17 protein-coding genes, 1 pseudogene and 1 riboswitch are annotated in these 25,561 nt (G+C 70.7%); of the genes and pseudogenes, 9 read left to right on the top strand and 9 right to left on the bottom strand.

Translation table 11 applies throughout. The features are described 5' to 3' along the window. The 3 genes from bioD to bioB form a co-directional block, all read right to left on the bottom strand. Positions 1-651, bottom strand: a 651-nt coding sequence (gene bioD / locus C1I97_RS01370) for a dethiobiotin synthase (protein ID WP_181446506.1), incomplete at its 3' end; no start/stop codon positions are given. A gap of 1 nt (position 652) precedes the next feature. Continuing rightward, positions 653-1,942, bottom strand: coding sequence for an adenosylmethionine--8-amino-7-oxononanoate transaminase (locus tag C1I97_RS01365; RefSeq protein ID WP_111001370.1), 1,290 nt, complete (start codon positions 1,940-1,942; stop codon positions 653-655). Beyond that, positions 1,935-3,068, bottom strand: a complete 1,134-nt coding sequence (gene bioB / locus C1I97_RS01360) for a biotin synthase BioB (RefSeq protein WP_111001369.1) — start codon at positions 3,066-3,068, stop codon at positions 1,935-1,937. Before bioB ends, C1I97_RS01365 begins: the two co-directional genes overlap by 8 nt. 167 nt (positions 3,069-3,235) lie before the next feature. Between bioB and C1I97_RS01355 the strand changes: the two genes are divergently transcribed. After that, on the top strand, positions 3,236-4,363 hold the full coding sequence (locus tag C1I97_RS01355; protein ID WP_111001368.1) for an 8-amino-7-oxononanoate synthase: 1,128 nt from the start codon (positions 3,236-3,238) through the stop codon (positions 4,361-4,363). A gap of 53 nt (positions 4,364-4,416) precedes the next feature. Here C1I97_RS01355 and C1I97_RS01350 read toward each other — a convergent pair whose 3' ends face one another. Further along, the gene (locus tag C1I97_RS01350) at positions 4,417-4,647 is read right to left on the bottom strand and encodes a DUF397 domain-containing protein (RefSeq protein ID WP_111001367.1); all 231 of its coding nucleotides are present in this window, start codon (positions 4,645-4,647) and stop codon (positions 4,417-4,419) included. Between the two features lie 34 nt (positions 4,648-4,681). Next, positions 4,682-5,542: a helix-turn-helix domain-containing protein gene (locus C1I97_RS01345; protein WP_111001366.1), complete on the bottom strand. Its 861-nt coding sequence runs from the start codon at positions 5,540-5,542 to the stop codon at positions 4,682-4,684. Between the two features lie 225 nt (positions 5,543-5,767). Here C1I97_RS01345 and C1I97_RS01340 point away from each other — a divergent pair, with 225 nt between their 5' ends. Beyond that, positions 5,768-6,226, top strand: a complete 459-nt coding sequence (locus C1I97_RS01340) for an ATP-binding protein (RefSeq protein ID WP_111001365.1) — start codon at positions 5,768-5,770, stop codon at positions 6,224-6,226. Positions 6,227-6,285: 59 nt separating this feature from the next. On the opposite strand, the gene C1I97_RS01335 is transcribed toward C1I97_RS01340, so the two are convergent. Beyond that, positions 6,286-6,759: a C40 family peptidase gene (locus C1I97_RS01335; RefSeq protein ID WP_111001364.1), complete on the bottom strand. Its 474-nt coding sequence runs from the start codon at positions 6,757-6,759 to the stop codon at positions 6,286-6,288. A 4-nt stretch (positions 6,760-6,763) separates the two neighbouring features. Further along, positions 6,764-6,966: riboswitch (cyclic di-AMP (ydaO/yuaA leader) on the bottom strand. 598 nt (positions 6,967-7,564) lie between these two features. Here C1I97_RS01335 and C1I97_RS01330 point away from each other — a divergent pair. After that, positions 7,565-9,163: an alpha/beta hydrolase gene (locus C1I97_RS01330; RefSeq protein WP_441349074.1), complete on the top strand. Its 1,599-nt coding sequence runs from the start codon at positions 7,565-7,567 to the stop codon at positions 9,161-9,163. Between the two features lie 118 nt (positions 9,164-9,281). Here the strand turns inward: C1I97_RS01330 and C1I97_RS01325 are convergent, their stop codons facing one another. After that, positions 9,282-10,007 (bottom strand): lysophospholipid acyltransferase family protein, encoded by a 726-nt coding sequence (locus C1I97_RS01325; RefSeq protein ID WP_111001362.1) that lies wholly within the window; start codon positions 10,005-10,007, stop codon positions 9,282-9,284. 667 nt (positions 10,008-10,674) lie between these two features. Here C1I97_RS01325 and C1I97_RS01320 point away from each other — a divergent pair. Next, positions 10,675-10,878 (top strand): hypothetical protein, encoded by a 204-nt coding sequence (locus C1I97_RS01320; protein WP_111001361.1) that lies wholly within the window; start codon positions 10,675-10,677, stop codon positions 10,876-10,878. Positions 10,879-11,051: 173 nt separating this feature from the next. Here C1I97_RS01320 and C1I97_RS01315 read toward each other — a convergent pair. Both C1I97_RS01315 and C1I97_RS01310 read right to left on the bottom strand, forming a co-directional pair. Next, positions 11,052-11,452 (bottom strand): annotated as a pseudogene (locus C1I97_RS01315) (J-domain-containing protein). A 99-nt stretch (positions 11,453-11,551) separates the two neighbouring features. Further along, positions 11,552-12,199 carry an IS630 family transposase gene (locus tag C1I97_RS01310; RefSeq protein WP_309147765.1) on the bottom strand — a complete coding sequence of 216 codons (648 nt, stop codon included), beginning with the start codon at positions 12,197-12,199 and terminating at the stop codon, positions 11,552-11,554. Between the two features lie 582 nt (positions 12,200-12,781). Between C1I97_RS01310 and C1I97_RS01305 the strand changes: the two genes are divergently transcribed. From C1I97_RS01305 to C1I97_RS01285, 5 genes are all read left to right on the top strand, one after another. Further along, on the top strand, positions 12,782-13,630 hold the full coding sequence (locus C1I97_RS01305) for a metallophosphoesterase family protein (protein ID WP_111001360.1): 849 nt from the start codon (positions 12,782-12,784) through the stop codon (positions 13,628-13,630). Then, a complete protein-coding gene (locus C1I97_RS01300) occupies positions 13,627-14,358 on the top strand; it encodes a 4'-phosphopantetheinyl transferase family protein (RefSeq protein WP_111001372.1) in 732 nt (243 codons plus the stop codon). Before C1I97_RS01305 ends, C1I97_RS01300 begins: the two co-directional genes overlap by 4 nt. A gap of 155 nt (positions 14,359-14,513) precedes the next feature. Next, positions 14,514-15,233: a helix-turn-helix domain-containing protein gene (locus C1I97_RS01295; RefSeq protein WP_146608130.1), complete on the top strand. Its 720-nt coding sequence runs from the start codon at positions 14,514-14,516 to the stop codon at positions 15,231-15,233. A 79-nt stretch (positions 15,234-15,312) separates the two neighbouring features. Then, a complete protein-coding gene (locus C1I97_RS01290) occupies positions 15,313-18,408 on the top strand; it encodes a non-ribosomal peptide synthetase (RefSeq protein ID WP_111001358.1) in 3,096 nt (1,031 codons plus the stop codon). A 380-nt stretch (positions 18,409-18,788) separates the two neighbouring features. Continuing rightward, on the top strand, positions 18,789-25,529 hold the full coding sequence (locus tag C1I97_RS01285; RefSeq protein ID WP_111001357.1) for a type I polyketide synthase: 6,741 nt from the start codon (positions 18,789-18,791) through the stop codon (positions 25,527-25,529). Positions 25,530-25,561: the final 32 nt, after the last annotated feature.

The following is a 25,561-nucleotide window of genomic DNA, read 5'->3' as shown; positions in this document are numbered from 1 at the left end:
GTCGGGGGCCGCTGCCCGGAAGGCGGCCGGCGGGAGGGCGCCGGCGCCCGCGGGAAGGGCGCCGAGGAGGGGCGCGGCGGCTGCTTCGGGGAGGTCGGTGATGTTGCACCGGGAGGCCAGGTCCGGACGGACCGGCCAGCTGCCGATCACCACGCCGAGCAGGTCCACACCGCGGGAACGCAGTTCACGGGCCGTCAGCTCCGTCGTGTTCAGCGTGCCCAGACCGGCCGGGGCCACCAGCAGGACCGGGGCGCGCAGCAGCCGCGCCGCGTCCGCCAGCGTGCCGCCCGACTCGTCGAAGCGGACCAGCAGCCCGCCCGCGCCCTCCACCAGCACGAGATCGTGCTCGGTGGCCAGCTCGGCGGCGGCCTCGGCCACCTCGGGCGGGCGCACCGGCGCCCGTCCGGCCCGCCGGGCCGCCGTGGCGGGCGCCAACGGCTCGGGATAGCGGGCCAGTTCACACGCCGTCACCGGACCGGCCAGCCGCGCGACCTCCTCGGCGTCCCCGCGCTCGTCCGGCCGTACGCCCGTCTGCGCGGCCTTCAGCACGGCCACCGACCGCCCCGCCGCGACGGCCGCCGCGGCGACGGCGGCCGTGGTGACCGTCTTGCCGACCTCCGTCCCGGTGCCCGTGATCACCAGTACCGGCATCTCAACCCTCCCGCGCCGCCGCGCACACCGCGCGCGCGATCCGTGCCACATCCGCCTCCCCGGTGACGTACGGCGGCATCGTGTACACCAGGTCCCGGAACGGCCGCAGCCACACGCCCTCGCGCACGGCCGCCCGCGTCGCCGCCGCCATGTCCACCGGACGGTCGAGCTGGACCACACCGATGGCGCCCAGGACCCGCACGTCCCGCACCCCGGGCAGCTCCGCCGCCGGGGCCAGCCCCTCCCGCAGCCCCGCCTCGATCCGCTTGACCTCCGCGAGCCAGTCCTGGCCCAGCAGCAGCCCGATCGACGCGCACGCCACGGCCGCCGCCAGCGGGTTGCCCATGAACGTCGGCCCGTGCGCCAGCACCGGCACCTCGCCCCGCGAGATCCCGTCCGCCACCCGCGCCGTGCACAACGTCGCCGCCATCGTCAGATAGCCGCCGGTCAGCGCCTTGCCCACACACATCACATCCGGCGTCACGGCGGCGTGCTCCGCCGCGAACAGCGCGCCGGTGCGCCCGAACCCGGTCGCGATCTCGTCGAACACCAGCAGCACCTCGTGGGCGTCGCACACCTCGCGCAACACCCTCAGATAGGCGGGGGAGTGGAACCGCATCCCGCCCGCGCCCTGCACCACCGGTTCGACGATCACGGCGGCCAGTTCACCGGCGTGCCGTTCGACCGTCTCCCGCAGATGGCCGGCGTACGCCTCCTCGTACTCGGCCGGCGGCGCGTCCGCGAAGACCTGACGAGGCAGCACACCGGACCACAGCTCGTGCATCCCGCCCTCGGGGTCGCACACGGACATCGGCTGCCAGGTGTCGCCGTGGTAGCCGCCCCGCCAGGTCAGCAGGCGCCGCTTGTCCGGGCGGCCGAGCGAGCGCCAGTACTGCAGGCACATCTTGACCGCGACCTCGACCGACACCGAACCGGAGTCGGCGAGGAACACGTGCTCCAGACCCTCGGGTGACATGTCGACAAGGAGCTTCGCGAGCCGGACGGCGGGCTCGTGCGTGAGCCCGCCGAACATCACGTGGCTCATCCGCGCCAGCTGCTCCCGCGCGGCCTCGTTCAGCACCGGGTGGTTGTAGCCGTGGATCGCCGCCCACCACGACGACATGCCGTCGACCAGTTCGCCCGAGCCGTCCGCGAGTCTGAGCCGCACCCCGCTCGCCGACTCCACGACGAGCGGTTCCCGGCGGCCGGGCATGGGCCCGTACGGGTGCCACACGTGCCGCCGGTCGAGCTCCAGCAGCTCGGGCACGCCCGGGCCGGACAGGTCAGGCATTGGGTGCGACGTCCGTTCCGGCGCCCCGGCGGCGTACGGCGACGAGGTCCGTGCGCGGCTCGTTCGCCGAAGGGGCGGGGTCCGCGGAGGTTCCGCACCCGCCGCCGTGACAGCCCCCGGAGGTCCGGTGCTCCGGCAGCGTCACCTGGTCCGCGCCCTCCACCTCGAACCCGGCGTCCGCGATCATCTCCAGGTCGGCCTTGCCGGCCTGGCCCTCGCTGGTCAGGTAGTCGCCGAGGAAGATCGAGTTGGCCAGGTGCAGGGCGAGCGGCTGCATCGCGCGCAGGTGCACCTCACGGCCGCCCGCGATCCGCACCTCCACGTCCGGGCAGACGAACCGCACCATCGCCAGGATCCGCAGGCAGCGCTGCGGGGTCAGGTTCCACTCCTTGGCGAGCGGCGTGCCCTCGAACGGGATCAGGAAGTTCACCGGAACGGAGTCGGGGTCCAGCTCGCGCAGCGAGAAGACCACGTCGACCAGGTCCTCGTCGCTCTCGCCCATTCCGGCGATGAGCCCGGAGCAGGCGGACAGCCCGGCCGCGTGCGCCTTGTTCACCGTGTCCACCCGGTCGGCGTAGGTGTGGGTGGAGGTGATGTCGCCGTACGTCGCCTCGGAGGTGTTGAGGTTGTGGTTGTAGGCGTCGGCCCCGGCCTCCCGCAGCCGCTCGGCCTGGCCGTCGGAGAGCAGCCCGAGGCAGGCGCACACCTCGACGCCCTCGTTCTGCTCCTTGATGGCCTTGATGGTCTCCGAGACCCGGTCCACGTCACGGTCCGTCGGGCCGCGCCCGCTCGCCACCAGGCAGACCCGCTTGGCGCCGCCGGCCAGCCCGGCGGCCGCGGCCTTCGACGCGTCGTCGGGCTTGAGCCAGGTGTACTTGAGGATGTCGGCCTTCGAGCCGAGCCGCTGGGAGCAGTAGGAGCAGTCCTCGGGGCACAGGCCGGACTTGAGGTTGACGAGATAGTTGAGCTTCACGCGCCGGCCGAACCAGTGGCGGCGCACCTTTCCGGCCGCGGCCACCACGTCGAGCAGGTCGTCGTCGGAGGTGGCCAGCACGGCCAGAGCTTCCTCCCGGGTCGGCGACTCGCGCCGAAGCCCCTTGTCCACCAGCGTGTTCAGCAGGTCCATGAGTCGATCCTGTCCTACGCGTCCGTCCTGGGCCAAGGAGAGTCTGCACAACTCCACACGCATTGACGTGTGGGTATTGCCACACTCTGGACGGATGGTCCCGCGGATAGGGTCTTCGCGCCGCCCGCTAGGGTCTGTGCACTGCTGACAAAAGCCCCGGAGGACCCATGGCGTTCGGCTGGATCGAGGAGCAGGCCGAGGCGCGCCGCCGGGCCGGGCTCGTACGGACGCTGCGGCCCCGCCCGGCCGGGTCGCCGCTGCTGGACCTCGCGAGCAACGACTACCTGGGGCTGGCCCGCCACCCGGAGGTCACGGCGGGGGCCGCGGACGCGGCGCGCACCTGGGGCGGCGGCTCGACCGGCTCCCGGCTGGTCACCGGCACCACCGAGCTGCACGCCGAACTGGAGCGCGAGCTGGCCGGCTTCTGCGGCTTCGAGGCGGCGCTGGTCTTCTCCTCCGGATACGCCGCCAACCTCGCCGCGGTCACCGCGCTCGCCCCGCACGGCTCGCTCATCGTCTCCGACGCGGGCAACCACGCCTCGCTCATCGACGGCTGCCGGCTGGCCCGGGGCACCACGCAGGTCGTCGGGCACGCCGACCCGGAGGCCGTGCGCAAGGCGCTCGGCGCCCACGAGGGCCCGGCGGTCCTCGTCTCCGACACGGTGTTCTCGGTCGACGGCGACGCCGCCCCGCTGGCGGAGCTCGCCGCGGCCTGCCGGGAGCACGGCGCCGGTCTCGTCGTCGACGACGCCCACGGGCTGGGCGTGCTGGGCGCCGGCGGCCGCGGTGCCGCGCACGCGGCGGGGCTGACGGGCGCCGGCGACGTGGTCGTCACCGCCACGCTGTCGAAGTCGCTCGGCAGCCAGGGCGGGGCCGTCCTCGGGCCCGCGCGGGTGATCGAGCACCTGGTCAACGCGGCCCGGACGTTCATCTTCGACACGGGCCTCGCCCCCGCGGCCGCGGGGGCGGCCCTGGCGGCGCTGAGGCTACTGCGCCGCGAACCGGAGCGAGCGGCACGCGCGCGTGAGGTGGCGGACGAACTCCACGCGCGCCTGACCGCCGCGGGTCTGGAGGCGGTACGCCCGGACGCCGCGGTGGTCTCGGTGCGCGCGCCGTCCCCGGAGGAGGCCGTGCGCTGGGCGGCCGACTGCCGTGCGGCCGGGCTGGCCGTGGGCTGCTTCCGTCCTCCTTCCGTGCCCGACGGCATCTCACGGCTGCGGCTGACCGCCCGCGCGGACCTCTCCGGGGCGCAGATCGAACGCGCTGTACGGGTGATCGGCGAAACGCGGCCATGAGTCGGCGTGACACGGCCGTGCGTCGCCGGATGCGGAACTGACCGGATCGTGCGTCAGAGACCGTGCGCCGCGGCCGTGAAGGCCGTCCAGCTTCCGGGGGAGAAGAGCAGCGCCGGCCCGGCCGGGTCCTTGGAGTCGCGTACGGCGAGCAGCCCGGCCCAGGGTCCCGTGGCCGGCCGGGCCGTCTCGACGCAGTTGTTGGCTCCGGTGCTGTAGCTGCTGCGCAGCCAGTGCACGCCGTGCAGATCGGTGCGGGAAGGTACGTGCCGAGGCAGAGCGGACATGGTGCCTCCTTACGTGGTGAGCGGTGGCGCGCCGTCAGGTGTCCCGGCGCAACCGGGCGATGAAATCCAACGAGTCCTCGGGCGGAAGAGCGTGGCTCCGAAGAGTGTCGAAGGCCTCGGTGTAGGCCTCCAGGTCTTCTTTCCGTTCGAGGTGGAGGCTACTCGTCAAGTGGTCGATGACCACCACGTCGAGATCAGAGGCGTTCGAAAAGGAGAAGATGACGAAGGGCCCGGTGACGCCGATGTGCTCCCCGGCGGCGAACGGCAGTACCTGGAGCCGCACTTGGGGCAGCAGCGCCGCCTCCGTCAGCCGCTCCAGCTGCCGTGCCATCACTTCGGGCCCGCCGACCTCCCGGCGCAGCACGGCCTCGTCCAGCACCGCGTCCAGCTTCAGCGGCGGATGCGCGCGCAGCACGTCCTGGCGGGCCAGCCGCACCTCCACCAGCGTGTCCAGCCGGTCGCCGTCGAGCCCGTCCACGGCGGCCCGGGTGACCGCGCGCGCGTACTCGGGGGTCTGCAGCAGTCCGGGGACGACCGAGGTCTCCAGTGTGCGCATCCCGCTCGCCTGCGACTCCAGGCTGATGAAGTCCCGGTAGGTCGGCGGCAGTACGCCACGGTAGGCGTGCCACCAGTTGTGCCGGCCGCCGTCGTCGTCCAGCCCCGCCAACACCATCAGCAACTCGCGCAGTTGGGAGTCCTGGACGGCGTACGCGTCCAGGAGTAACCGCACATCGGCCGGTTTCACCCCACTGGCGCCGGTCTCGATCCGGCTGACCTTCGACTGGTGCCAGCCCACCAGCCGGGCCGCCTGACCGCTGGTGAGACCCGCTCCGGTGCGCAGCGTGCGCAGTTCGGCGCCCAGTTTCCGGCGGCGTACCGCGGGACCGTGCTGCATGGACTGCTCCTCACTCCTCCGAACGCTCCACACGACCCGTTTCACATACGGTCTGTCGTCGCAGAGTTCACCGCATCGGGCGACAGATATATGCATATCTGGTGGATCGCCACGCGGGACCGGCGCGGTGGTGGCAGTCTGGCGGCGAAGCACCAGTCCGGGACCGTACTCGAACCATCCGCTCCGTGTCGGACTGCGATCCCCTGGGAAAGGGACGACGTCGCCATGGCAGACCGTCTGGAAGCATCCGTCACTCTGCCGAGCGATCCCGCCTCGGTCTCCGCGGCCCGCGGTTACGTGGTGGGCACCCTCGAGGAGTGGGGCCTGCCGCCGGACACGGACACCGTCGAGACCATCCGGCTCATCGTCTCCGAGCTCGCCACCAACGTCGTACAGCACACCCTCGGGCAGTCACCCACCTTCACGGTGGACCTCGTCCTCGTGCGTGACGAGCACCTGCGTATCGGGGTGACCGACAGCCACCCGAGGTTCCCGAAACGACTGCCGGCCGCCGTCCAGCAGGACAACGGCCGGGGCATGGTGATCATCCGGTGGCTCACCGCCGAGTGCGGCGGCAGACTGACGGTGCGGCCGACCCGGGAGGGCGGCAAGACGGTCTGCGTCGAGCTTCCGTGGACGGTCCCGGCCCGGCCGGTCACGGCCACGGGACGGCGGGAACCGTAGCGCGTGCGGGGCCCGGGGCGGTGACGGCGCCTCAGGGTGCCGCCACCGCCCCGGGCGGGTCAGCGGACCCGGCCGTACCAGACGCTCTTCGTCCAGATCTTCTGCAGCTTCACCACGTCCCCGGTCTTCGGGGCGTGCCAGATCTTGCCCCCGCCGGCGTAGATGCCGACGTGGTAGACGTTCGAGCCCGAGTGGAAGAACACCAGGTCTCCGGCCCGGCGGTTCTTCGCGGAGATGTGGCGGGTCTTGTTGTACTGCTGGGCCGCCGTGCGGGGCAGCTTCTTGCCCGCCTTCTTGAACGAGTACAGCGTGAGGCCGGAGCAGTCGAACCTCCGCGGCCCGGTGCCGCCCCACTGGTAGGGGGCGCCCTTCTTGGACGCCGCGATGTGAAGCGCCTTCTTGGCCGGTGTCGCGGCCGCGGCCTCGGAGGCCATGCCGGGAACCACGAGCGAGCCGCCCACGGCGGCCAGGGTCAGGGCCGAGGCCGTGCCGGCCCGGGCCATCAGCGACGGGACACGATTGAGCGTGGTCATGCGCAACCCTTCGTCAGCCGCCTGTGAAGGATGACCTGTCGGATTCGGGCTGGCGAAGTTGCCCGGCCGCGTTGTCGCGGCTTCACCCCAAGGGCTGCTCGGGCCGGCCATGGTGTGGCCGTTCCGGCGACCCGTCGTGCTTGGGTCCTCCACTCCTGCCGATCCACTTCCGTCGACCGGTCGTCCGGGTGGCGGCAGGATTCGGCGTCCGCCCGGACCGCCCCGCCGCGGTGGCGGGGGCTTGTCGTCAGACACGGATCTTCACCCACGCATGTCCGAAAATCCCAACGGAACCGGAGATTTGTGTTGTTACTCACCACTCAGCCGTTCGGGTGAACACCCCCGCGTTCGAGTAGCCGTCTCCTCCGGTGACGACTCCCGGACCAGCGCCGGAGCGCCTCACTCCGCCATCCGGGGAAGCGTGTCGTGCAACCGGAAGGACCTCGGAAAAGGAGGTGAACCTACCCGAAAGGAGGTACGTCATTTGGTCCGTTCCGGCTCACACCGCAGGGCTTGTTCTCGCTGACGGCGAACGGTTTCTGGAGATGCGTCAACTCTTGCCGTACAGCAGCACGGTGACGCGATGTCGTACACCGTTCACCGTCCGGCACTCCACAGCAGGACGACCGGGTGCCGGACCTGAGGTGCCCTCAGGCTGTGGCAGACGTCACGGGCTCCGCTCAGCGGGACACGCCGCGCCGGTTATCGGATTGGCAAAGAAGGCCGGCGCCCCCTGTTCCCGGGGACCTCGCAGCCGCAAGGATCCCCCGTACCCAATTCGCAACGATGTACGGGGAGGTCCCACTTGAGGGACATGAGACCGAAGAACCGGGCGATGGCGCTCGGTTCGGCCGGCGCGCTGGTCACGGCGACCCTGATGGCGGGCGCCATGGCGACGCCCGCCGCCGGCGCGGAGAACCGCCACGGCCAGGACCGTGAGGCCCGCGGCGCCGCGATCGCCGCCGAGCGCGCCGCCAAGGCCGGGATCGACTGGCAGGACTGTCCCGCCGACTGGGGGCTGGCCAAGGCCATCCAGTGCGGCTGGGTCTCGGTGCCGGTCGACTACGCCAAGCCGGACGGCAGGCAGATCAAGCTCGCCGTCGACCGCATCGGCAACACCGGCACCGAGAAGGAGCGCCAGGGCGCCCTCCTCTACAACCCGGGCGGGCCGGGCGGCTCGGGCCTGCGCTTCCCGACCCGGGTCACCTCCAAGAACCCCATCTGGGCCAACGTGGCGAAGGCCTACGACTTCGTCGGCTTCGACCCGCGCGGCGTCGGCCACTCGGCGCCCATCTCCTGCGCGGACCCGCAGGAGTTCGCCAAGGGGCCCAAGCTGGACCCGGTGCCGGACTCCGAGGCCGACAAGCGCGTCCAGCGCAAGCTGGCCCGCGAGTACGCCGAGGGCTGCTACGAGCGCACCGGCCGTACGATGCTGCAGCAGATGACCACCGCGAACACCGTCCGCGACCTGGACGTCATCCGCGCCGCGCTCGGCGAGAAGAAGCTCAACTTCCTCGGCGTCTCCTACGGCACCTACCTCGGCGCCGTCTACGGCACGATGTACCCGGACCACGTGCGCCGGATGGTCGTCGACAGCGTCGTCAACCCGGCGCGTGAGAACATCTGGTACCAGGCCAACCTGAACCAGAACACCGCCTTCGAGGTCCGCTGGAAGGACTGGCAGGACTGGGTCGCCAAGAACGACGCCGCCTTCCACCTGGGCACTACCCGCGCCGAGGTCCAGGACAAGTGGCTGACGCTGCGCGCCACCGCCAAGAAGAACCCCATCGGCGGAGTCGTCGGCCCGAACGAGCTGATCTCCTTCTTCCAGAGCGCCCCGTACTACGACTCCGCATGGGTGCCGGTGGCCACGGTGTTCAGCAAGTACGTCGCCGGTGACACCCAGGCGCTCATCGACGCGGCCGCCCCGGACATGTCCGACACCGCGGGCAACATCTCCTCGGAGAACGGCAACGCCGTCTACACGGCCGTGGAGTGCACCGACGCCAAGTGGCCCACCAGCTGGCAGAGGTGGGACCGCGACAACACGCGGCTGCACCAGACCGCCCCCTTCATGACCTGGGCCAACGCGTGGATGAACCTGCCGTGCGCCACCTGGCCGGTCAAGCAGCAGACCCCGGTGGACGTCAAGACCGGCAAGGGCCTGCCGCCGGTGCTGATCGTGCAGTCCACGCGGGACGCCGCCACCCCGTACGCCGGCGCCGTCGAACTGCACAAGCGCTTCAAGGGCTCCCGCCTGATCACTGAGAAGGACGCGGGCTCCCACGGCGTCACCGGCCTGGCCAACCCGTGCGTCAACGACCGGGTGGACGCCTACCTGCTCACCGGCGAGCTGGACCGGGCGGACGTGACCTGCGCCCCGCACGCCACGCCGAAGCCGTAGCGGGCAACCGTACGTGACAGGCAGCCGTACGTGACAGGCAGTCGTACGCGACGAGGGGCGGCCGGGATGCCCGGCCGCCCCTTCGCCGTTCAGGGCGCCGTGTGCGGTGCCGTGGCGGTCAGCCGAGCGGTGAGCGCGGGAACCTGCGCTCCTTCCCGCCCTTCGCCTCGGCCTGCTCCGCCTTGACCACCGCCGCGTACCGGTCGACGTACTCCTGCCCGGACAGCGACAGAATGGCGTACATGATCTCGTCCGTGACGGCGCGCAGGACGGCCTTCTCGTTCTCCATCCCGGCGTAGCGGGAGAAGTCCAGGGGCTTGCCGAAGCGGATCGTGACCGGGTACATGCGCGGGACGACCCGGCCCGGCGGCTGGGCCTCGAACGTGCCGATCATCGCGCACGGCACGACCGGCACCTGCGCCCTGAGCGCCATGACCGCGACACCGACCTTGCCCTTGTACAGACGGCCGTCGTGCGACCGGGTGCCCTCCGGGTAGATGCCGAGGAGCTCGCCCTTGCGCAGCACCCCGAGCCCTTCCCGGATCGCGGCCTGCCCGGCCTCCTTGCCGGAGCGGTCGACCGGGATCTGCCCGGCGCTGCGGAAGAAGGCGGCGGTGAGCCGTCCCTTGAGACCCGGTCCCGTGAAGTACTCGGCCTTGGCCAGGAAGGTGATGCGCCGTTTGAGTGTCGCGGGCATCAGGAAGTGGTCCGAGAACGACAGATGGTTGCCCGCGACGATGGCCGGACCGGACGCCGGCACGCGCTCCAGCCCCTCGATCCGGGGCCGGAAGACCATTCTGAGCAGCGGTCCCAGCAGGACGTATTTGAGCAGGTAGTAGAACACGGCTCGCCCCTCACTCTGCCAGGTCCGCTTCAGCCCGGGGGTTTCCCCAGGTCAAGGCCATGATTCCGGGAGTTGGCCCACGTGCATCTGTAGTCATCTGTAACCGCGTTCGGCCGAGCTCATGCTGACCCTTTGCCGACTTTACTGACGCGCCGTCAGCCATGTGGGTGCCGGCGCCATGCCGGGCGGCACGGCGGCCTCACGCCGAGGCGGACGGGAGCGCGCAGCGGCACCTGCCGGGTTCCTTTGCCGACTCGTCCAGTATCAGATTCTTCGTCTGCTGGTGGTACAAGCTTGGCGGGCCCCTGAACTGCGGAAACCGGGTAGTTGGGGCCTGCCGGCATAGCGCTGGTCCGGGAATGGTCCGGATCTTGGTCCGCTCGGTTCGGCGGAAATGTCCTTCGGTCGCCGGGGGGCCTGTTCGGCCCGCCGACGGGGCTGGCGTGCGTCACGGGCTTCCCGCCGCTGGTCGAGCGCGTCGACGAGGGACTCCGGGGCACCGCGTCCGGCAGGCGACTCACCTTCCATGCTGCGGCCGAGCAGGCATTGCGCCGGATGCTGTCGGGGGAGCCGGTCGACATCGAACAGGCCGGCCCCGAAACCGGGATCGACGTCCAAGAGCCCCGACATCCTGATCCGGGAGGGACTGTGCGCGGAGCTGACCGACGTGTTGTCCCCCGAGCTGTACCGGGTGGCTCCGACCCGCCCGCTCCTGGAACGAGCCCTCGCAGTCGGTGTGACGGCGGTGGACACCGCCTTCAACTACGACCGGTTCGCCGGCCACCGGGTCCCCCAGCGCGCGGCCGGCACCCTGCTCGGGGACTTCTCGGTCGCGACGCGAGGCCGAGCGGGCGGCGGGCCGGCACGGTGACGCGGTCGTAGCGGGGGCCGTGCAGCAGCCGCACCAGCAGTTGTCCGCCGACCAGTCCAGTGGCCCCGACCAGGAGCGCGCCGCGGGTCATGGGGATCCGCTCCGCCGCCGGCCGGCCCGCCGGAGTCCTGGCAGGGTGTCGCATCCGTACGGAACGACCGTGCGTCCGGCCTCTACGCGGTGCGGGCCTCGCGCCACGCCGCGACCACGTCTTCGACGTCGAATTCGGAGAGGCGCAGGGGCGGGCCCGGCGGGGGCATGCGCAGTGCCGCGCTGATCCTCTCGTCGATCTCGGCGAGGATGCCGCGCACTTTGCGCTCGGAACGCGCGGCGCGGACCGTCTCCATCGCGTCTTCCGCCTCCTTGCGCAGCGCGAGTGCGGGTGGCAGGCCGGCGAACCCCTCGCGGTGCCTTTGCCCTTGACCCACCACATCTCGTCGTAAGGGGCGTCCAGCGAGGCCAGCGGCTTGCCCGGACCCGGCAGGTTCTCGAAGTCGCCGCGCTCACCGGCCTCCCTGATCTGGCGGTCCACCCAGGACTCGAAGTCCACACCCGGCGGCTTCCGGTCGGTCACGATCCCTCCCCAGTGTCCCGGTCCGGAGATCCTGTCGCAGTAGCGGCAGACGCGGTCGATGATCTGGTCTGCGGTCTTGGTCCATTTGAAGGGCCGGGCTTACTCGTTCCAGGTTTTGATCCAGTCCTCGAGCGCGGCTCTCAGCTCGTCGAGTGAGCAGAACACGCCGCGTTCGAGGCAGCGTCGTTCCAGCTCGGCGAACCACCGCTCGACCTGGTTGATCCAGGACGAGTAGGACGACGTGAAGTGCAACTCGAACCGGGGATGCGCAAGCAGCCACTTGTGCACCACCGGCGCCTTGTGGGCGGAGAGGTTGTCGCATATCACGTGGACCGCCAGACCGGGGCTGGTCTGGCGGTCGATCTCGTCGAGGAAGTCCCGGAAGTCCACCGCCCGGCGCTGTGCGGACAGCTTCCCGATCACCTTGCCGGTGGCGGTGTTCAGGGCGGCGAACAGGTCCACCGTGCCGTGCCGGATGTAGTCGAAACTGCGGCGCTCTGGAGTGCCGGGCACCATGGGCAGCACCGGAGCAGTCCGCTCAAGCGCCTGGATCTGCGGCTTCTCGTCCACCGCGAAGACCACGGCGTTCGCCGGCGGAGCGAGATACAGCCCGACCACGTCACGGATCTTGCCGGCAGCCCGGCGCCAGCCTACGCCACCGGCCCCGTCCGATGCCCGTGCAACCGCTCGTGTGTCAAGTCGCCCGAGACCGGCGGCGGTTTGCAATCCATTACCAGCCTCCGTCACTGGGATGGATTTCAAGGTGGAGCGGCGGAGGGGTCTCGGTTTGCAAACGAAACTTCGCGTGCGCGGCGTCGGAGCGGTCGCGCTTTTCAAGACGTCCGAATATCGATGCAAGGAGGCTGATATTCGCGCATCGAGCGGCGCGGGGTCGCCGACTGTCGTCCGCCGTCGGACCCCGATCTACCTGATGCAACGCGGCCGAGGTGTGGCGCCTCGCTCGGCTGTCACCCGTGCGCACTGGGTGATCCATCTCACAATATGATCCATTGCGGCCCGCTCGGGACCTGCTTGAAGATCCCTACCGAGTGAGTCGCCGGCCGGATACTTCGCGACTCGCATCGATCGAGGCGTGGGGGTTCCTGTGTGTATACAGGCGTATGAAATTACAGCCGGGAAGTCGCTGGGAGAGCCTCCGGCTGACCTGCGGGACTTGGAGCGGGCAAGCGGCCCTGCGGCGCCGCTGCCGACGAGACGTCGACCCGGACACCCCTCAGCCGGCTGATCGGCGAGGTGCTGCCGCGTCTCGTGTGCAGCGCCACCCGCCCAGCCGATCCTCCGGTCTCAAGAGTTTTTGGGTGTGTGCCAATGGGCGATCTTTTAGCCATCAGTGATCTGCACGTGCAGTACGAAGAGAACAAGGAGCTGGTCAGAAGGCTCCGGCCGACGTCGGACGAAGACTGGCTCGTGGTGGCCGGTGACATCGGCGACCACAGCGACGACGTGAGATGGGGCCTCGACGTCCTGAGCAGTAATTTCGCGCAAGTGGTCTGGGCGCCGGGGAACCACGAGCTGTGGACGCGCCCGGACGATCCGCTCGCATTACGCGGTGAAGAGCGGTACCGGTCCCTCGTGGAGCTCTGCAGGGGTATGGGGGTTCTCACGCCCGAGGATCCGTTCTCCGTCTGGGAGACCCCGGAGGGTCCGGTCGCCATAGCCCCGCTCTTCGTTCTCTACGATTACTCGTTCAGAGCTCTCGGTATCCACGACAAGGCTCAGGCGCTCGCGCTGGCAGAAGAATCGGGCGTGGTGTGCATGGACGAATTCATGCTGCACCCCGATCCCCATCCGAGCCGGGAGGCGTGGTGCAGTGCGCGGCTCGCCGCATCCGAAGCGCGTCTTTCCGCTCTCCCGGAGGGCATGTCGACCGTACTCGTCAATCATTTCCCGCTGATCCGCGAACCGACGCGAATGCTGCGCCATCCACAGTTCGAGCTGTGGTGCGGCACCTCGGCGACGGAGGACTGGCCGCGGAGATTCCGTGCCGCCGCCGTCGTCTACGGGCACCTGCACATACCCGGATTCATGCGCAAGGACAGGATACCGCACTACGAGGTGTCCCTGGGATATCCGCGTGAGTGGAGGGCGCGGGCCGCGCGGCCCGGGCAGCTCGTGCCGGTCCTGTCGGGCCGGCCCGCCGATGGCGCCCCGTCGTGATAGCGGAGTTGGTTCCCGCCGAGGTGGCGGCCGTCCAGTCCTTCGGGGATCCGGACGTCACGCCCCCCGTGTTCGCCCAGGAGGCCGCTCTCGTCGAGCGTGCGCTGATCTCGCGGCGTGCGGAGTTCCGTACGGTGCGGGCGTGTGCCCGGGAGGCCATGGGCCGGCTGGGCTTCGCGCCGGTGCCCATCCTGCACGGAGCCCAGGGTGAGCCGTTGTGGCCCGCGGGCCTCGTGGGGAGCATGGCCCACTGTGCGGGATACCGTGTGGCGGTCCTGGCCAGGGCCGAGGAATTCGCCATGATCGGGGTCGACGCGGAACCCGACGAGGCTTGCCCGGACGAAGGAATCCGAGAGCTGATCGCGGGGCCGGCGGAACTGGCCATGCTGGCCGGGCTGGCCGAGAGCCACCCGGACATCGCCTGGGACCGGCTGCTGTTCAGCGCCAAGGAATGCGTGTACAAGGCGTGGTATCCGCTTGCCCGTCGTTGGCTGGGCTTCGAGCACGCCGCAGTGGTCCTGGAACCGGAAACAGAGACTTTCACCGCCCATCTGCTGGCACCCGGCCCCGTGGTGAATGACGTCAGGCTCACCGTGCTGCGGGGGCGCTGGGCCGCCCGGCACGGGCTCCTCGTGACGGCGATCACCGTTCCCGCGACGGGTGGCCGATCCGCGTCCGCCGATTCGATCGCGACCGGCAGTGAATTCCTCCGGGACGTCCGCGCGTAATGCCGGACGTCGGGCCCACAAGAATCAGCTGATCTTCTCCGGCTCCTGCCGGACATGTACTGCGAGGTATTTTTCAAGTGAACGGCTGTCAAAACGGAGAGTGCCCCTACATCCGCGACCGAGCGGCTGACCGTGTGCGTCCCGCGCTCGGCGGCATGCGTGTCTGTACGGGATGTTTCGAGCGGTTCCAGCGGGATCTGAAAACGATTCCGGACCTCTACCGGGAATGCGAGAACATGCTCGCCACCACGCCCTGGGACGGGCAGAGGGTCTCCGGTACCCGGTCGTTCGGGATCAAGCTCAACGCCGTCGCCGTCGAAGCGCGCGACACCCTGCGGGCGCGCCTTCGGGCATGGTGCGACCTGGTGAACGCGGAACACGGGTGTGTTCCTGCCGGGCAGTCCATGGAGGTGCTGGCGGAGTTCCTTCACCAGCACGCACGCTGGCTGTGCCACCACCCGGCAGCGGGTGACGCCATCAGCGAGATGGCCGAGACCGCCACCATGGCACGGCGCGTCGTCAGCCCGGAGCGGGTACGGCGCTTCCGGGTGGGGGCCTGCATCGAGCACGAGTGCGGGGGATCGCTGATCGCGGTGATCCAGGCGGACGGCCGGCTGCCCAGTGAGGTCCGGTGCGACAACGATCCCGGGCACGCCTGGTCGGCATACGAGTGGCGGGAGCTGGACCGCCGCGTGAGCCACCAGCACCAGCACCAGGCCGGGCTGCCGTGGCTCACCGCCAAGGACGTGGCGGAACTGTGCCGCATCTCCATGAGCAACGTCTATCGGCTCGCCTCGGAGAACAGCTGGCGGCGGCGGACGAACGGGCGCCGCGTCTACTACGCCAAGGCGGACGTGCTGGCGTCCGTCGGCTGACAGCGCGTTCGCAGCGATGCATCGAAACCGCAGGCCCGGGCCCATGGGGCCGGGCTCCCTCCGGATGAGCGAGTGAGACATGCACGAACCACCAGAACCGATCGCCCCGGCCTCCCTCGTCGAAGCGTTCCAGAGCGCTGCGGCCGCGTACCCGGATCGCACCGCGGTCAAGTGCGGCATGCGGAGCCTGACCTACGCCGAGCTCGACCGGCGGTCCACGCACCTCGCGAGGGAACTGCCGACCCTCACCCGGACCTCGGAGCGTCCCGTCGGTATTCTGCTCGACCGGTCGGTCGAGATGGCAGTGGCGGCGCTCGCCGTGCTGAAGGCGGGCTCGTTCTACCTCCCGCTGGACCCTGAGGCTCCGGCGGCGAGGAACGCCATCATCCTCGAGGACGCCGCGCCGGTGGCCGTGGTGACGTCCAGGAGCCTCGCGGAACGGGTACCGGCGGGCATCGAGCGCTGTCTGGTCGATGCCCCGTCGGCCGCACCGCAGGCCGCCGTACCCCTGCCGGAGCGGGTGGCGCCCGAGTCGCGGGCCTACGTGATCTTCACCTCGGGAACGACCGGGAGGCCCAAGGGAGTCGAGGTCACCCACCGGAACGTGCTCCGCCTGTTCTCGGAGAGCGCCGCCGTCTTCGGCTTCACGTCCGAGGACGTCTGGACGGTCTTCCACTCCTTCGCCTTCGACTTCTCGGTCTGGGAGATGTGGGGCGCCCTGCTCCACGGCGGCTGCGCTGTCTTCGTGCCCGCCGACGTGGCCAAGGACCCCGCATCCTTCCACCGGCTGCTCAGGCAGGAGCGGGTGACGGTGCTGAACCAGACGCCTTCGGCGTTCCAGCAGCTGGTGACCGAGGACGGCCGACACCAGGAACGCCTCCCGCTGAGGTTCGTCGTCTTCGGCGGGGAAGCGCTGCGCTTTTCCGACCTCAAGCCCTGGGCCGCCAAGTACGGTGTCGGCCGGCCCGTTCTCGTCAACATGTACGGGATCACCGAAACGACCGTGCACACCTCGTACCACCAGGTGCGCCAGTCGGACCTGCACGACGGTGACAGCGTCATCGGCCGCCCGCTGCCCGACCTCGACCTCCTCCTGGTCGACGAGGAACTCCGCTGCGTCGAGCCGGGCGAGACCGGTGAGATGGTGGTCGTGGGTCCCGGAGTGGCCCTGGGCTACCTCGGGCGGCCCGATCTCACGGCGGCGCGCTTCGTCACCGTCGAGGACCCCGCGGGCCGGCTGGTCCGGGGCTACCGTTCGGGCGATCTCGCCCGTCTGCGCCCTGACGGGCTGCTGGTGTACCTGGGCCGTGCCGACAGCCAGGTGAAGATCCGAGGCTTCCGGATCGAACTGGGTGAAGTCGAGGCGGCGCTCGCCGGCCATCCGGCGGTGCGCCACGCGGCGGCCGCCGTACGGGAATCCGCCACCGGGGGAGCCACCCTGGTGGGCCACGTGGTTCCGGAGCCGGGCGTCGAGCCGGACGTCGCGGAGATCCGTGCGCACCTCGCCGAGGTGCTGCCGCACTACATGATCCCTTCCGCGATCGGACTGCTGGAGGCCATGCCCCTCACGGGCAACGGCAAACTGGACCGGGCCGCCTTGCCGGACGTGGTCGTGGCACCCGGCCGATCCGCGCAAGCGCCGCGGTCGGCCGCGGAGGCGGAGCTCTGTGCGCTCTTCGCCGAACTCCTCGAACAGGAGGAAGTGGGCCCGCAGGACGACTTCTTCGAGCTGGGTGGGCACTCCCTGCTGGCCATCAGCCTCCAGAACCGGGTGCGGGCCGTCTTCCAGAGCGGCCACGCACAGCCCCTGCCGCTTTCCCAGGTCTACCGGAGTCCCACCCCCGCGGGCATCGCCCGATGGCTCGAACAGGCGGGCCACGAGCTTCGCGCCGCGGACGTCCGGCCCGACGGCGGCCCCGTGCCGTTGAACCCGCAGCAGAGCGACATGCTGATGCGTCACGTCTTCGCCCCGGACGACCTCGTGCACCACTGCGCGATGGGCTGGCGGGTGGAGGGTGAAGTGGACCCGGAGGCGCTGGCCCGAGCCGTCGAACACGTCCACCGCCGGCACGAGGCCCTGCGCTCCTCCTACCGTTTCGACGCGGACCCCGGCCCGGCCGCGGTCCCGCTCGATGTCGCGCCTCCCCGGCCGGCGGTGCTGTGGGCACCGGATCCCGAGGAGGCCCACGCCCTCCTGCGGCAGGCGCTGGGCCGGCCCTTCCGGCTCGAGGAGGGCGAGATCTGGCGGGTGGTCATGGTGACGATCGGACCCGGCGCGTCACACCTCATCGGTCTCGTCGTGCACCACGTGGCCTTCGACGGCTGGTCCGAGTCCGTTCTGGCGGGGGACCTCGCCGACGCCTACAACGCGTCGAGGATCGGCCGCATCCCCCCGGGAGAGACGGGGCCGACGCTGCAGGAGGTGGCGGACGCCCAGCGGGCCCGCCTCACGTCCGAGACGCTGGAGCAGCAGCGCGCGTACTGGCGCGGTGAGCTCACCGGTGTCCCCAGCCTGACGGTTCCCGAACCCCCCGCCGACCGGCCGGCCGACGGAGGACCGGAATGCCAGGTGTTCTCCCTGCCGGAGGAGACGCTCAAACGTGTGGAGGAACGCGCGGCCGAACTGGGCGTGACTCCCTTCGTCGTCCTCCTCACGGCCTACGGCGCAGCCCTGGCGGAGGTGTCGGGAGACCACGACATCGCTGTCGGTACTCCGTTCGCCCTGCGCGGGGACGAGCGGCTGGACCGCGCGGTGTCCTGCCTCGTCGACGTGCTGTGCGTCCGGATGCGGTTCTCCGGGAAGGGGGCGGGGAGGAACGATCCGGCACGTGTCGCGGACACGGTCCGCCGTGCCTTCGCCGCGCAGGACATCCCCTTCAGTGAGGTCGTCCGGCTGGTCAACCCGCCCCGGGGGCCGCGCGCGCCGCTGTTCCAGAACATGTTCGCGCTGCAGAACAACGCCCCGGCAGAACTGGAGCTTTCCGGGGCGGCGACCGAGTTCTTCCGTCCGGCACCCTTCGGCCTGCCGACGGAACTCGTCGCCGAGGTGCGCCCGCACGAACGCGGTGGACCGCGGCTGACCGTCAGCTACCGGCCGCATCAGGTTCCCGCCTCCTTCGCCGCGCAGTTGGGCGCACGCTTCCTAACACTCCTGGATGACGTGACCGCGCCCTGACGGTTCGGGGGACCGCAGGGCAGCCTGCCGCAGGCCGTTCCCTCCCGGCCTGCGGCAGGTCCGCGACCTGTGGAGACCGCAAGAGGATCCCTCTTGACACGGTCGGGATCGACTAAGAATATGTACCTCATAGTGGCTGAGCTGTGCGCTTCGGCCCGGGTGTGACGCAAGTCCGCAGTGAGTCGGATCTCCTGTCGGCGCGTACTCCTTTTTCTCTCTTTTCCTGATTCGGACCGCCTCCACTCCGTGCTCGGCCGACCGCTCCTCGCGGCCGCCCACTGAGCAGGAGTTGCCGCTGCCGCCTTCCCGTCGAGGTGCGGCGTCGCGAAGCAGTGCGGTCCTGCGACAGATTGGGCAACCCGGTGGAAGACGCTAGCGCGATGCAGGAATTCGGCTGCGACGTGGCCATCATCGGCGTCGCCGGACGTTTCCCTGGTGCCCTTGACCTGGACCGGTTCTGGCACAACCTGCGCAATGGCGTGGAATCCATCGGTTTCTTCGACGACGACGAACTGATCTCCGCCGGCGTCCCCGTGGAGGAGTTCTCCCAGGCGGACTACGTGAAGGCCGGCGCCCGCACCGAGGGGATCGACCTCTTCGACGCGGAGTTCTTCGGCTACACGCCGCGAGAGGCCACCATCATGGACCCGCAGCACCGGGTCTTCCTCGAGACGGCATGGGAGGCCCTGGAGAACGCGGGGTACAGCCCGAGCCGGATCGACACCACCGTGGGCGTGTTCGGCGGGGCCGGCACCAGCGCCTACCTGCCCCATGTCTTCGCCAACCTCGACGACGGCGCCGCGATCGGTGCCTCCAACGTGGGACTGGGCAACGAGCTGGGCTTCCTGACCACCCGTGTCTCCTACAAGCTCGACCTCCAGGGGCCGAGCATCCCCGTGCACACCGCCTGTTCCAGCTCGCTGGTCGCGGTCCACCTCGCGTGCCAGAGCCTGCTCAACCACGAATCGGGCATGGCGCTCGCGGGCGGAGTGGCGTTCAAGGTCAGCCCGCAGAAGGGGTACCGGTTCCAGGAGAGCGGCATCATGTCGCCGGACGGGCACTGCCGGCCCTTCGACGCCGACAGCCGGGGCACGGTCTTCAACAACGGCGTGGGCGTCGTCCTCCTGAAGCGGCTCACCGACGCGCTGGCCGACAACGACACGGTTCACGCCGTGATCAAGGGCACGGCGGTCAACAACGACGGCGCCACGAAGGCGAGCTTCTCCGCCCCGGCCGTGGCAGGGCAGTCCTCCGTCGTGCTGGAGGCACTTGACGTCGCGGGCGTCGAGGCCGACAGCATCAGCTACGTGGAAGCGCACGGCAGCGGTACGCAGATCGGCGACTCCATCGAGATCGAGGCACTGACCAGGGCGTTCTTCCAGAGCACCGAGCGCACGGGCTACTGCACCATCGGCTCCGTCAAGTCCAACGTCGGCCACCTGGACGCGGCCTCGGGCATGGCGGGCCTCCTGAAGACGACGCTGTCGCTGCGGCACGGCATGCTCCCCCCGACCTTGCACTTCAACCAGGCCAACCCGCAGATCGACTTCGACCGGTCGCCGTTCCGCGTCCAGCGCGATCTGACCCTGTGGGAGTCGCCCGACGGACCACGAAGGGCGGGCGTGAGCGCGTTCGGGTTCGGCGGCACCAACGCCCACGTCGTCCTGGAGGAGGCACCGGAGCGACCGGTCACCGAGCCCGCGCGTCCCTCGCAGCTCCTCGTGCTCTCGGCCCGTACACCCGAGGCGCTGGAACGGGTGACCGACCGCCTGGCGGAGCACCTGCGCCGGGAGCCGCAGGCGCTCGTCGACGTGGCCTTCACCCTGGCACAGGGGCGCGAGGAGTTCAGGCACCGCCGGACCGTCGTCGCCTCGTCGCCGCAGGAGGCGGCCCGGGCGCTGGAAGACCGTGACCCCGCCGCGCTGGCGACCGGGACGGCGCACCGCACCTCCGCGCAGGTGGCGATGCTGTTCACCGGTCAGGGTTCCCAGCATCCCGGGATGGCGCGCGAACTCTACGACCGGGAAACGGAGTTCCGGGCGGCGGTGGACCGCTGCGCGGAAGGGCTGCGCGACGCGCTCGGCATGGACGTGCGGGACCTGCTGCTGTGCCCGCCGGACGACGCGGGCGCCGCCGAGCTCCTGACCAGGACCGAGTTCGCCCAGCCCGCCCTGTTCACCGTCGAGTACGCGCTGGCCGTGCTGTGGTCGTCGTGGGGCGTGACCCCGACCGCGATGGCCGGGCACAGCCTCGGGGAGTACGTCGCAGCCTGCCTGGCAGGAGTCTTCACACTCGGTGACGCCCTCCGGCTGATCGCCCTGCGGGGCAGGCTGATGCAGGAGCAGGCCCCCGGAGCCATGCTGAGCGTCTCGGCCGGACGGAGCACCGTCGAAGCACGGCTGCCCGAAGGGCTGACCCTGGCCGCGCACAACGGACCGGCCGACTGCGTGGTCGCGGGAGCGGCCGGCCCGGTGGCGGAATTCGCCGCCGTCCTGGCAGCCGACGGGATCGGCGCGAGGCCCGTGGCGACCTCGCACGCCTTCCACACCCCGCTGATGGCCCCCATGGTCGAGGAGTTCGTCAAGGCGGTCTCAGAGGTCTCCCTGACCGCCCCGCACCTCCCCTTCGTCTCCAACGTCACCGGGGACTGGATCACTGACGAAGAGGCGACCGACCCCGCCTACTGGGGGGCCCACGTACTCTCCACCGTCGAGTTCGCCAAGGGGATCGAGACCCTGGCGGCCGACGACCGCCTGGTGTTCCTCGAGGTCGGCCCGGGCCAGACGCTGCGCAGCCTCGTCACGCGCCAGCTCGCCGAGGGCGAGGCCCGCGTGGTCGTGGGATCCCTGCCGCACGCCCGTGACGTCCGCGGGCAGCTGGCGTCCGTACAGCGGGCCCTCGGACTGCTGTGGCAGGCGGGCGTGGCCCCGGACTGGTCCGCGTACCACCGTGAGGAGAACCCCGGGCGAGTGGCCCTGCCCACCTACCCCTTCGAACGCCGCCGGTACTGGCTCGACCCCGCGCCCTCGGTGTCGGCCGCCCCGGCCGGTCCCGCACCCCACGCCCTGCTGGACGAACTGCTGCTCCACACGGTCGACGAGGTAGTGTTCCGTACCGAGTTCGACCTCGAGCGGCACTGGGTGCTCAGCGAGCACCGGATGCTCTCGGAGGCGATCGTCCCGGGTACGACCTATCTGGAGATGGCCCGCGCGGCAGGATCGGCGCTCTTCGGCACGCCGGTGACGGTGGTCAGCGACGTCGAGTTCCAGGTGCCGCTCCTGGTGACGGCGGATCGGCCGCGCATGGCGCACACGATCGTGCGGGCCGGCGAGGAGGGCGGAGCCGAGTTCCGGGTCGTGAGCCACGACCCGGACGCGGCCGTAGGCCGGCAGTGGACCCTGCACGTACGGGGCCGAGTGGCCGCGGACCCGCAGCCGGCGCCCGTGGGCACGGATCCCGCGGAGTTCGCCGCCCGCTGCGGGCTCGCCACCATGGACGGTGCCTCCCTCCAGGCCGGACACCGCGTGATGGAGTTCGGCAGCCGCTGGCAGGAGAGCCTGCGCACGGTGGACGTGGGTGTCCGGTGCGCCCTGGGATCGATGGCCCTGCCCACCCGCTTCCGGGAGGAGACGGCCGACTACGTGCTGCATCCCGCGCTGCTGGACCTCGCCACCGGATTCCACCGGTGGGCCATGTTCGACGGGGAGGACGAGCAGCGCGAGGCGAACGGGGACTTCTACCTGCCGCTGGCCTACGACCGGCTGGTGGTGCACGGCCCGATGCCGGCGTCGTGCGTCAGCGTGATCGAACCGGACCCACGCTTCCAGCAGAGCGGCGAGATCCGCAAGGTCGACGTGATGGTCCACGACCCTGCCGGTGCCGTCGTCCTGGAGATCAAGGGGTTCACCGCGAAGCGGGTCAACAGCCCGCGACGGACCATCGACAGTGCCCGGGGTTCGGTCGTGCACCACACGCTGAACTGGGTGCGTGCGGACCGCGGGCAGGAGGGACGTCGCGACGTCCGCACGGCCCTGGTCGTCGGTGCCGGGTCGGCACTGCTCGAGGCGACGGCGGCAGGACTGCGCGCGGCCGGCGTCACCGTCGGGACGGCCCCCGCGGGCACGGACTGGGCGTCCTGGCCGGATCCCCTGCCGTCGGAGATCGTCTACGTGGTCGGCGACGGGGCGGACGGCGACGGCACGCAAGGGCAGGAGAGGCTGCTCGACGAGGGCGTCATGGGGTTGCTCGAATGTGCCCGTGCCCTGGCCGGGGCGGGCGCCGGTACCCATCGGATCACGGTCGTCGCACAGCACGTGCACCACGTCACCGGGGACGAGACCCGTCTCGTCCCCGCCCACTCCGCGCTCTTCGGACTCGCCAAGGTCATCGGCCAGGAGCACCAGGAGATCAGCTGCCGGTGCGTGGATGTGGGTGACGACCTGGCGCCCGCGGCATGGGTCGAGGAGATCCTCTGCTCCGACCCCCTCGGCCAGATCGCCCTCCGGGGAACGGACCGCTACGCCGCGGAACTGGATGCGGTGGATCTGGCCGAGGCCGCCCCGGAGCACGAGGCGTCCGCCGGCGAAGTGCACCTGATCACCGGAGGCATGGGCGGTCTCGGGCTGGAAGTGGCCCGGTCGATCAGCCTGCGGCGGCCCGGGGCGGGGATCGCGCTGGTCGGCAGGAGCGCGATGCCCGCGCGGGCCGAATGGGACGAGGTCCTGAGCGGGGGAGGCAGGAGCGCCGCCCGGATCGCGCTGATCCAGGAGATGGAAGCGAGGGGCACCCGCGTCGTGTGCCTCCAGGGTGACGTCGCGGACGCGCAGGACATGGCACGTGTCGTCGCGGCCGTGAGGGCCGAGCTCGGCGCCATCACCCACGTGGTCCACGCGGCGGGAACCGCCGGCGACGGTTTCCTCCTGCGCAAGTCGGCACAGACCTTCCGCGCCACGCTCGCCCCCAAGGCGGACGGCGCTGTGGCGCTCCACGAGGCGACCCTTGCCGATCGGCCCGTGATGGTGCTGTTCAGCTCCACCACGGCGCTGTTCGGTTCCGCCGGCCAGAGCGACTACACCGCGGCCAACCAGTACCTCGACGGATTCGCCGCATGGCGGAACAAGGCGGGCCTGCGCACCTTCACGGTGAACTGGACCGACTGGATCGGCACGGGCATGGCCGCGGACCACGGCGTCCGGCAGGACCAGGGGTTCTTCCGGTCCGTCGGGATCGAGGAGGGCATCGCCAGCTACGAGGCGATCCTCCGGGGATCGTCCACGCAGGTGATCGTCGGCGAGATCAACTACGGCATGCTGGGTTCCCTCGATCCCGCGGCACTGCGGGCACGGATGGCGACGGCGCCCCTGCGGCTCGCCGAGTCCATCCAGCGGAAGGTGTCCGCCCGCTCTTCGGCCGCCGGTCCCGCCGTGCCCCCGACGCCGGGCACGGCGTCCGTGCGGCTCACGGGACGCGCGGACGGTGGGTACACCGAGCTCGAACGCACCCTGGCCGGCCTGTGGGCTGCCGAGTTCGGCATCTCCGACATCAACGTCTTCGCCAGCCTGTTCGACCTGGGCGGGGACTCGCTGCTCGCCCTGCGACTGGCCAACAGCCTGCAGAAGGCGCTCGGTGTCAAACTGACGATCGCCGACCTGTTCGCCCACCTGACCGTCGCGGACCTCGCCGCGTACCTGGCTCCGGAGAAGGCGGCCGTCGGGGAGGAGCCGGCGGAGGGCTCCGCGGCCGTGGCCCCGACGGGGCAGGACCCCGCTGACGAGACGTGGTTCGAACTGTGGAACGGCCAGCAGGGAATGTGGCTGCAGCACCAGCTCGGCGAAGGCCGGGCCGAGTTGAACCTGCCGGTGTGGCACCACGTCCACGAGGCGGTGGACGTCACCGCCTTCCGTGAAGCCGTCGGGTTCCTGGTCGAGCGCCACGACGCCCTGCGCCTGTCCCTCCAGGACACCGAGCACGGTCCGCGCCAGCGAGTGCTGCCCCGGCACGACCTCGACGTGCCCCTGGTGGACGTGACCGGAGCGGACGACCCGGAGGAGGAGAGCACGCTCCTCATCCAGGCCGACAACGCGGTCCCCTTCGACGACCTCTCGGTGCCGCCCGTGCGGGCGAAGCTCTACAGGCTGGCGGAGGACCACTACTGCGCCTACCTGAACGTGCACCACATCGTGGCCGACGGGACCAGCATGGGGAACCTGCTCCGTGAGCTGCTGGTGGCCTACCGCGCCCGGGTGGAGCGGCGAACGCCCGAACTGGAACCGCTGACCATGTCGTTCAGCGGCTTCGTCCGAGACCGCCAGAAGTGGCTGTCGGGCCCGGAGAGCGCGGCGATGGAGACCTACTGGACCGACGAGCTCAAGGGACCCCTGCCCCGGTTGAGGATCGGAGACCACGACGCGCACTCGGTGGAAGTCGTCAACGACACGCTGGATTTCGAGATCGGCCCGGACCTGGCGACGGCCGTGGCCGAACTGGCCAGGGGGCTCGACGCGACCGTCCACGTGGTGCTCCTCAGCGCATTCGTGGTCGCGCTGCACGACATCGGTTCCGATGAGGACATCGTGACGTGCGTTCCGTTCTCGGGCAGGGACACCAAGGAGATGGAGGGGATGGTCGGCGCGTTCGTGAACCCGCTGTCCGTCCGCATCGGGCTGACCGCCTCCGACTCGTTCGGTGACGTGGTCCGGCGCGCCCAGCGCAAGAGCGTGGCTTCGTACGCGAACAGCCGGTACCCCTTCACCCGCCTCCTCGAGCGGCTCGCCATTCCGGCGCGGCCGGGACAGAACCCGGTGTTCTCCAGCGCGTTCCAGTTCACCGACTTCCTGCCGCCCGCCTACCAGACCTCGCAACTCGACGTCTGTCTGTACGGGAAGCCGAGCGGGGACGCCCTCAGCCTGCGCTTCAACTACAACTCCAGCCGTCTGTCGAAGAGCGAGATCGTCGACATCCAGGCGACCTTCCTCGCAGCCCTGAGCCAGGCCGTGCGCGATGCGCAGGTGAGTCTGGAATCCCTCGGCGAACCGCTGAGGGAAGCACGGAAGGCGACGCGGACGACATCCGCGGGAGGCCGCAGGCCGGGCGGCCTGCGATCGTCCCGCCCGCGCCGCTGAGGAGTGGCCCCCGCGGCCCCGCGCGGGTCCCG

The organism is Streptomyces sp. NTH33 (genome assembly GCF_003236365.1).
Taxonomy (GTDB): Bacteria; Actinomycetota; Actinomycetes; order Streptomycetales; family Streptomycetaceae; genus Streptomyces.
This window is presented reverse-complemented; position numbering and strand designations above follow the sequence as displayed.

Bases quoted from the DNA above. Each gene is read 5' to 3' on its own strand.
- C1I97_RS01365 (WP_111001370.1), bottom strand. From the start codon at position 1,942: ATGCCTGACCTGTCCGGCCCGGGCGTGCCCGAGCTGCTGGAGCTCGAC.
- bioB (WP_111001369.1), bottom strand. From the start codon at position 3,068: ATGGACCTGCTGAACACGCTGGTGGACAAGGGGCTTCGGCGCGAGTCG.
- C1I97_RS01355 (WP_111001368.1), top strand. From the start codon at position 3,236: ATGGCGTTCGGCTGGATCGAGGAGCAGGCCGAGGCGCGCCGCCGGGCC.
- C1I97_RS01350 (WP_111001367.1), bottom strand. From the start codon at position 4,647: ATGTCCGCTCTGCCTCGGCACGTACCTTCCCGCACCGATCTGCACGGC.
- C1I97_RS01345 (WP_111001366.1), bottom strand. From the start codon at position 5,542: ATGCAGCACGGTCCCGCGGTACGCCGCCGGAAACTGGGCGCCGAACTG.
- C1I97_RS01340 (WP_111001365.1), top strand. From the start codon at position 5,768: ATGGCAGACCGTCTGGAAGCATCCGTCACTCTGCCGAGCGATCCCGCC.
- C1I97_RS01335 (WP_111001364.1), bottom strand. From the start codon at position 6,759: ATGACCACGCTCAATCGTGTCCCGTCGCTGATGGCCCGGGCCGGCACG.
- C1I97_RS01305 (WP_111001360.1), top strand. From the start codon at position 12,782: ATGGGCGATCTTTTAGCCATCAGTGATCTGCACGTGCAGTACGAAGAG.
- C1I97_RS01295 (WP_146608130.1), top strand. From the start codon at position 14,514: ATGCGTGTCTGTACGGGATGTTTCGAGCGGTTCCAGCGGGATCTGAAA.
- C1I97_RS01290 (WP_111001358.1), top strand. From the start codon at position 15,313: ATGCACGAACCACCAGAACCGATCGCCCCGGCCTCCCTCGTCGAAGCG.
- C1I97_RS01285 (WP_111001357.1), top strand. From the start codon at position 18,789: ATGCAGGAATTCGGCTGCGACGTGGCCATCATCGGCGTCGCCGGACGT.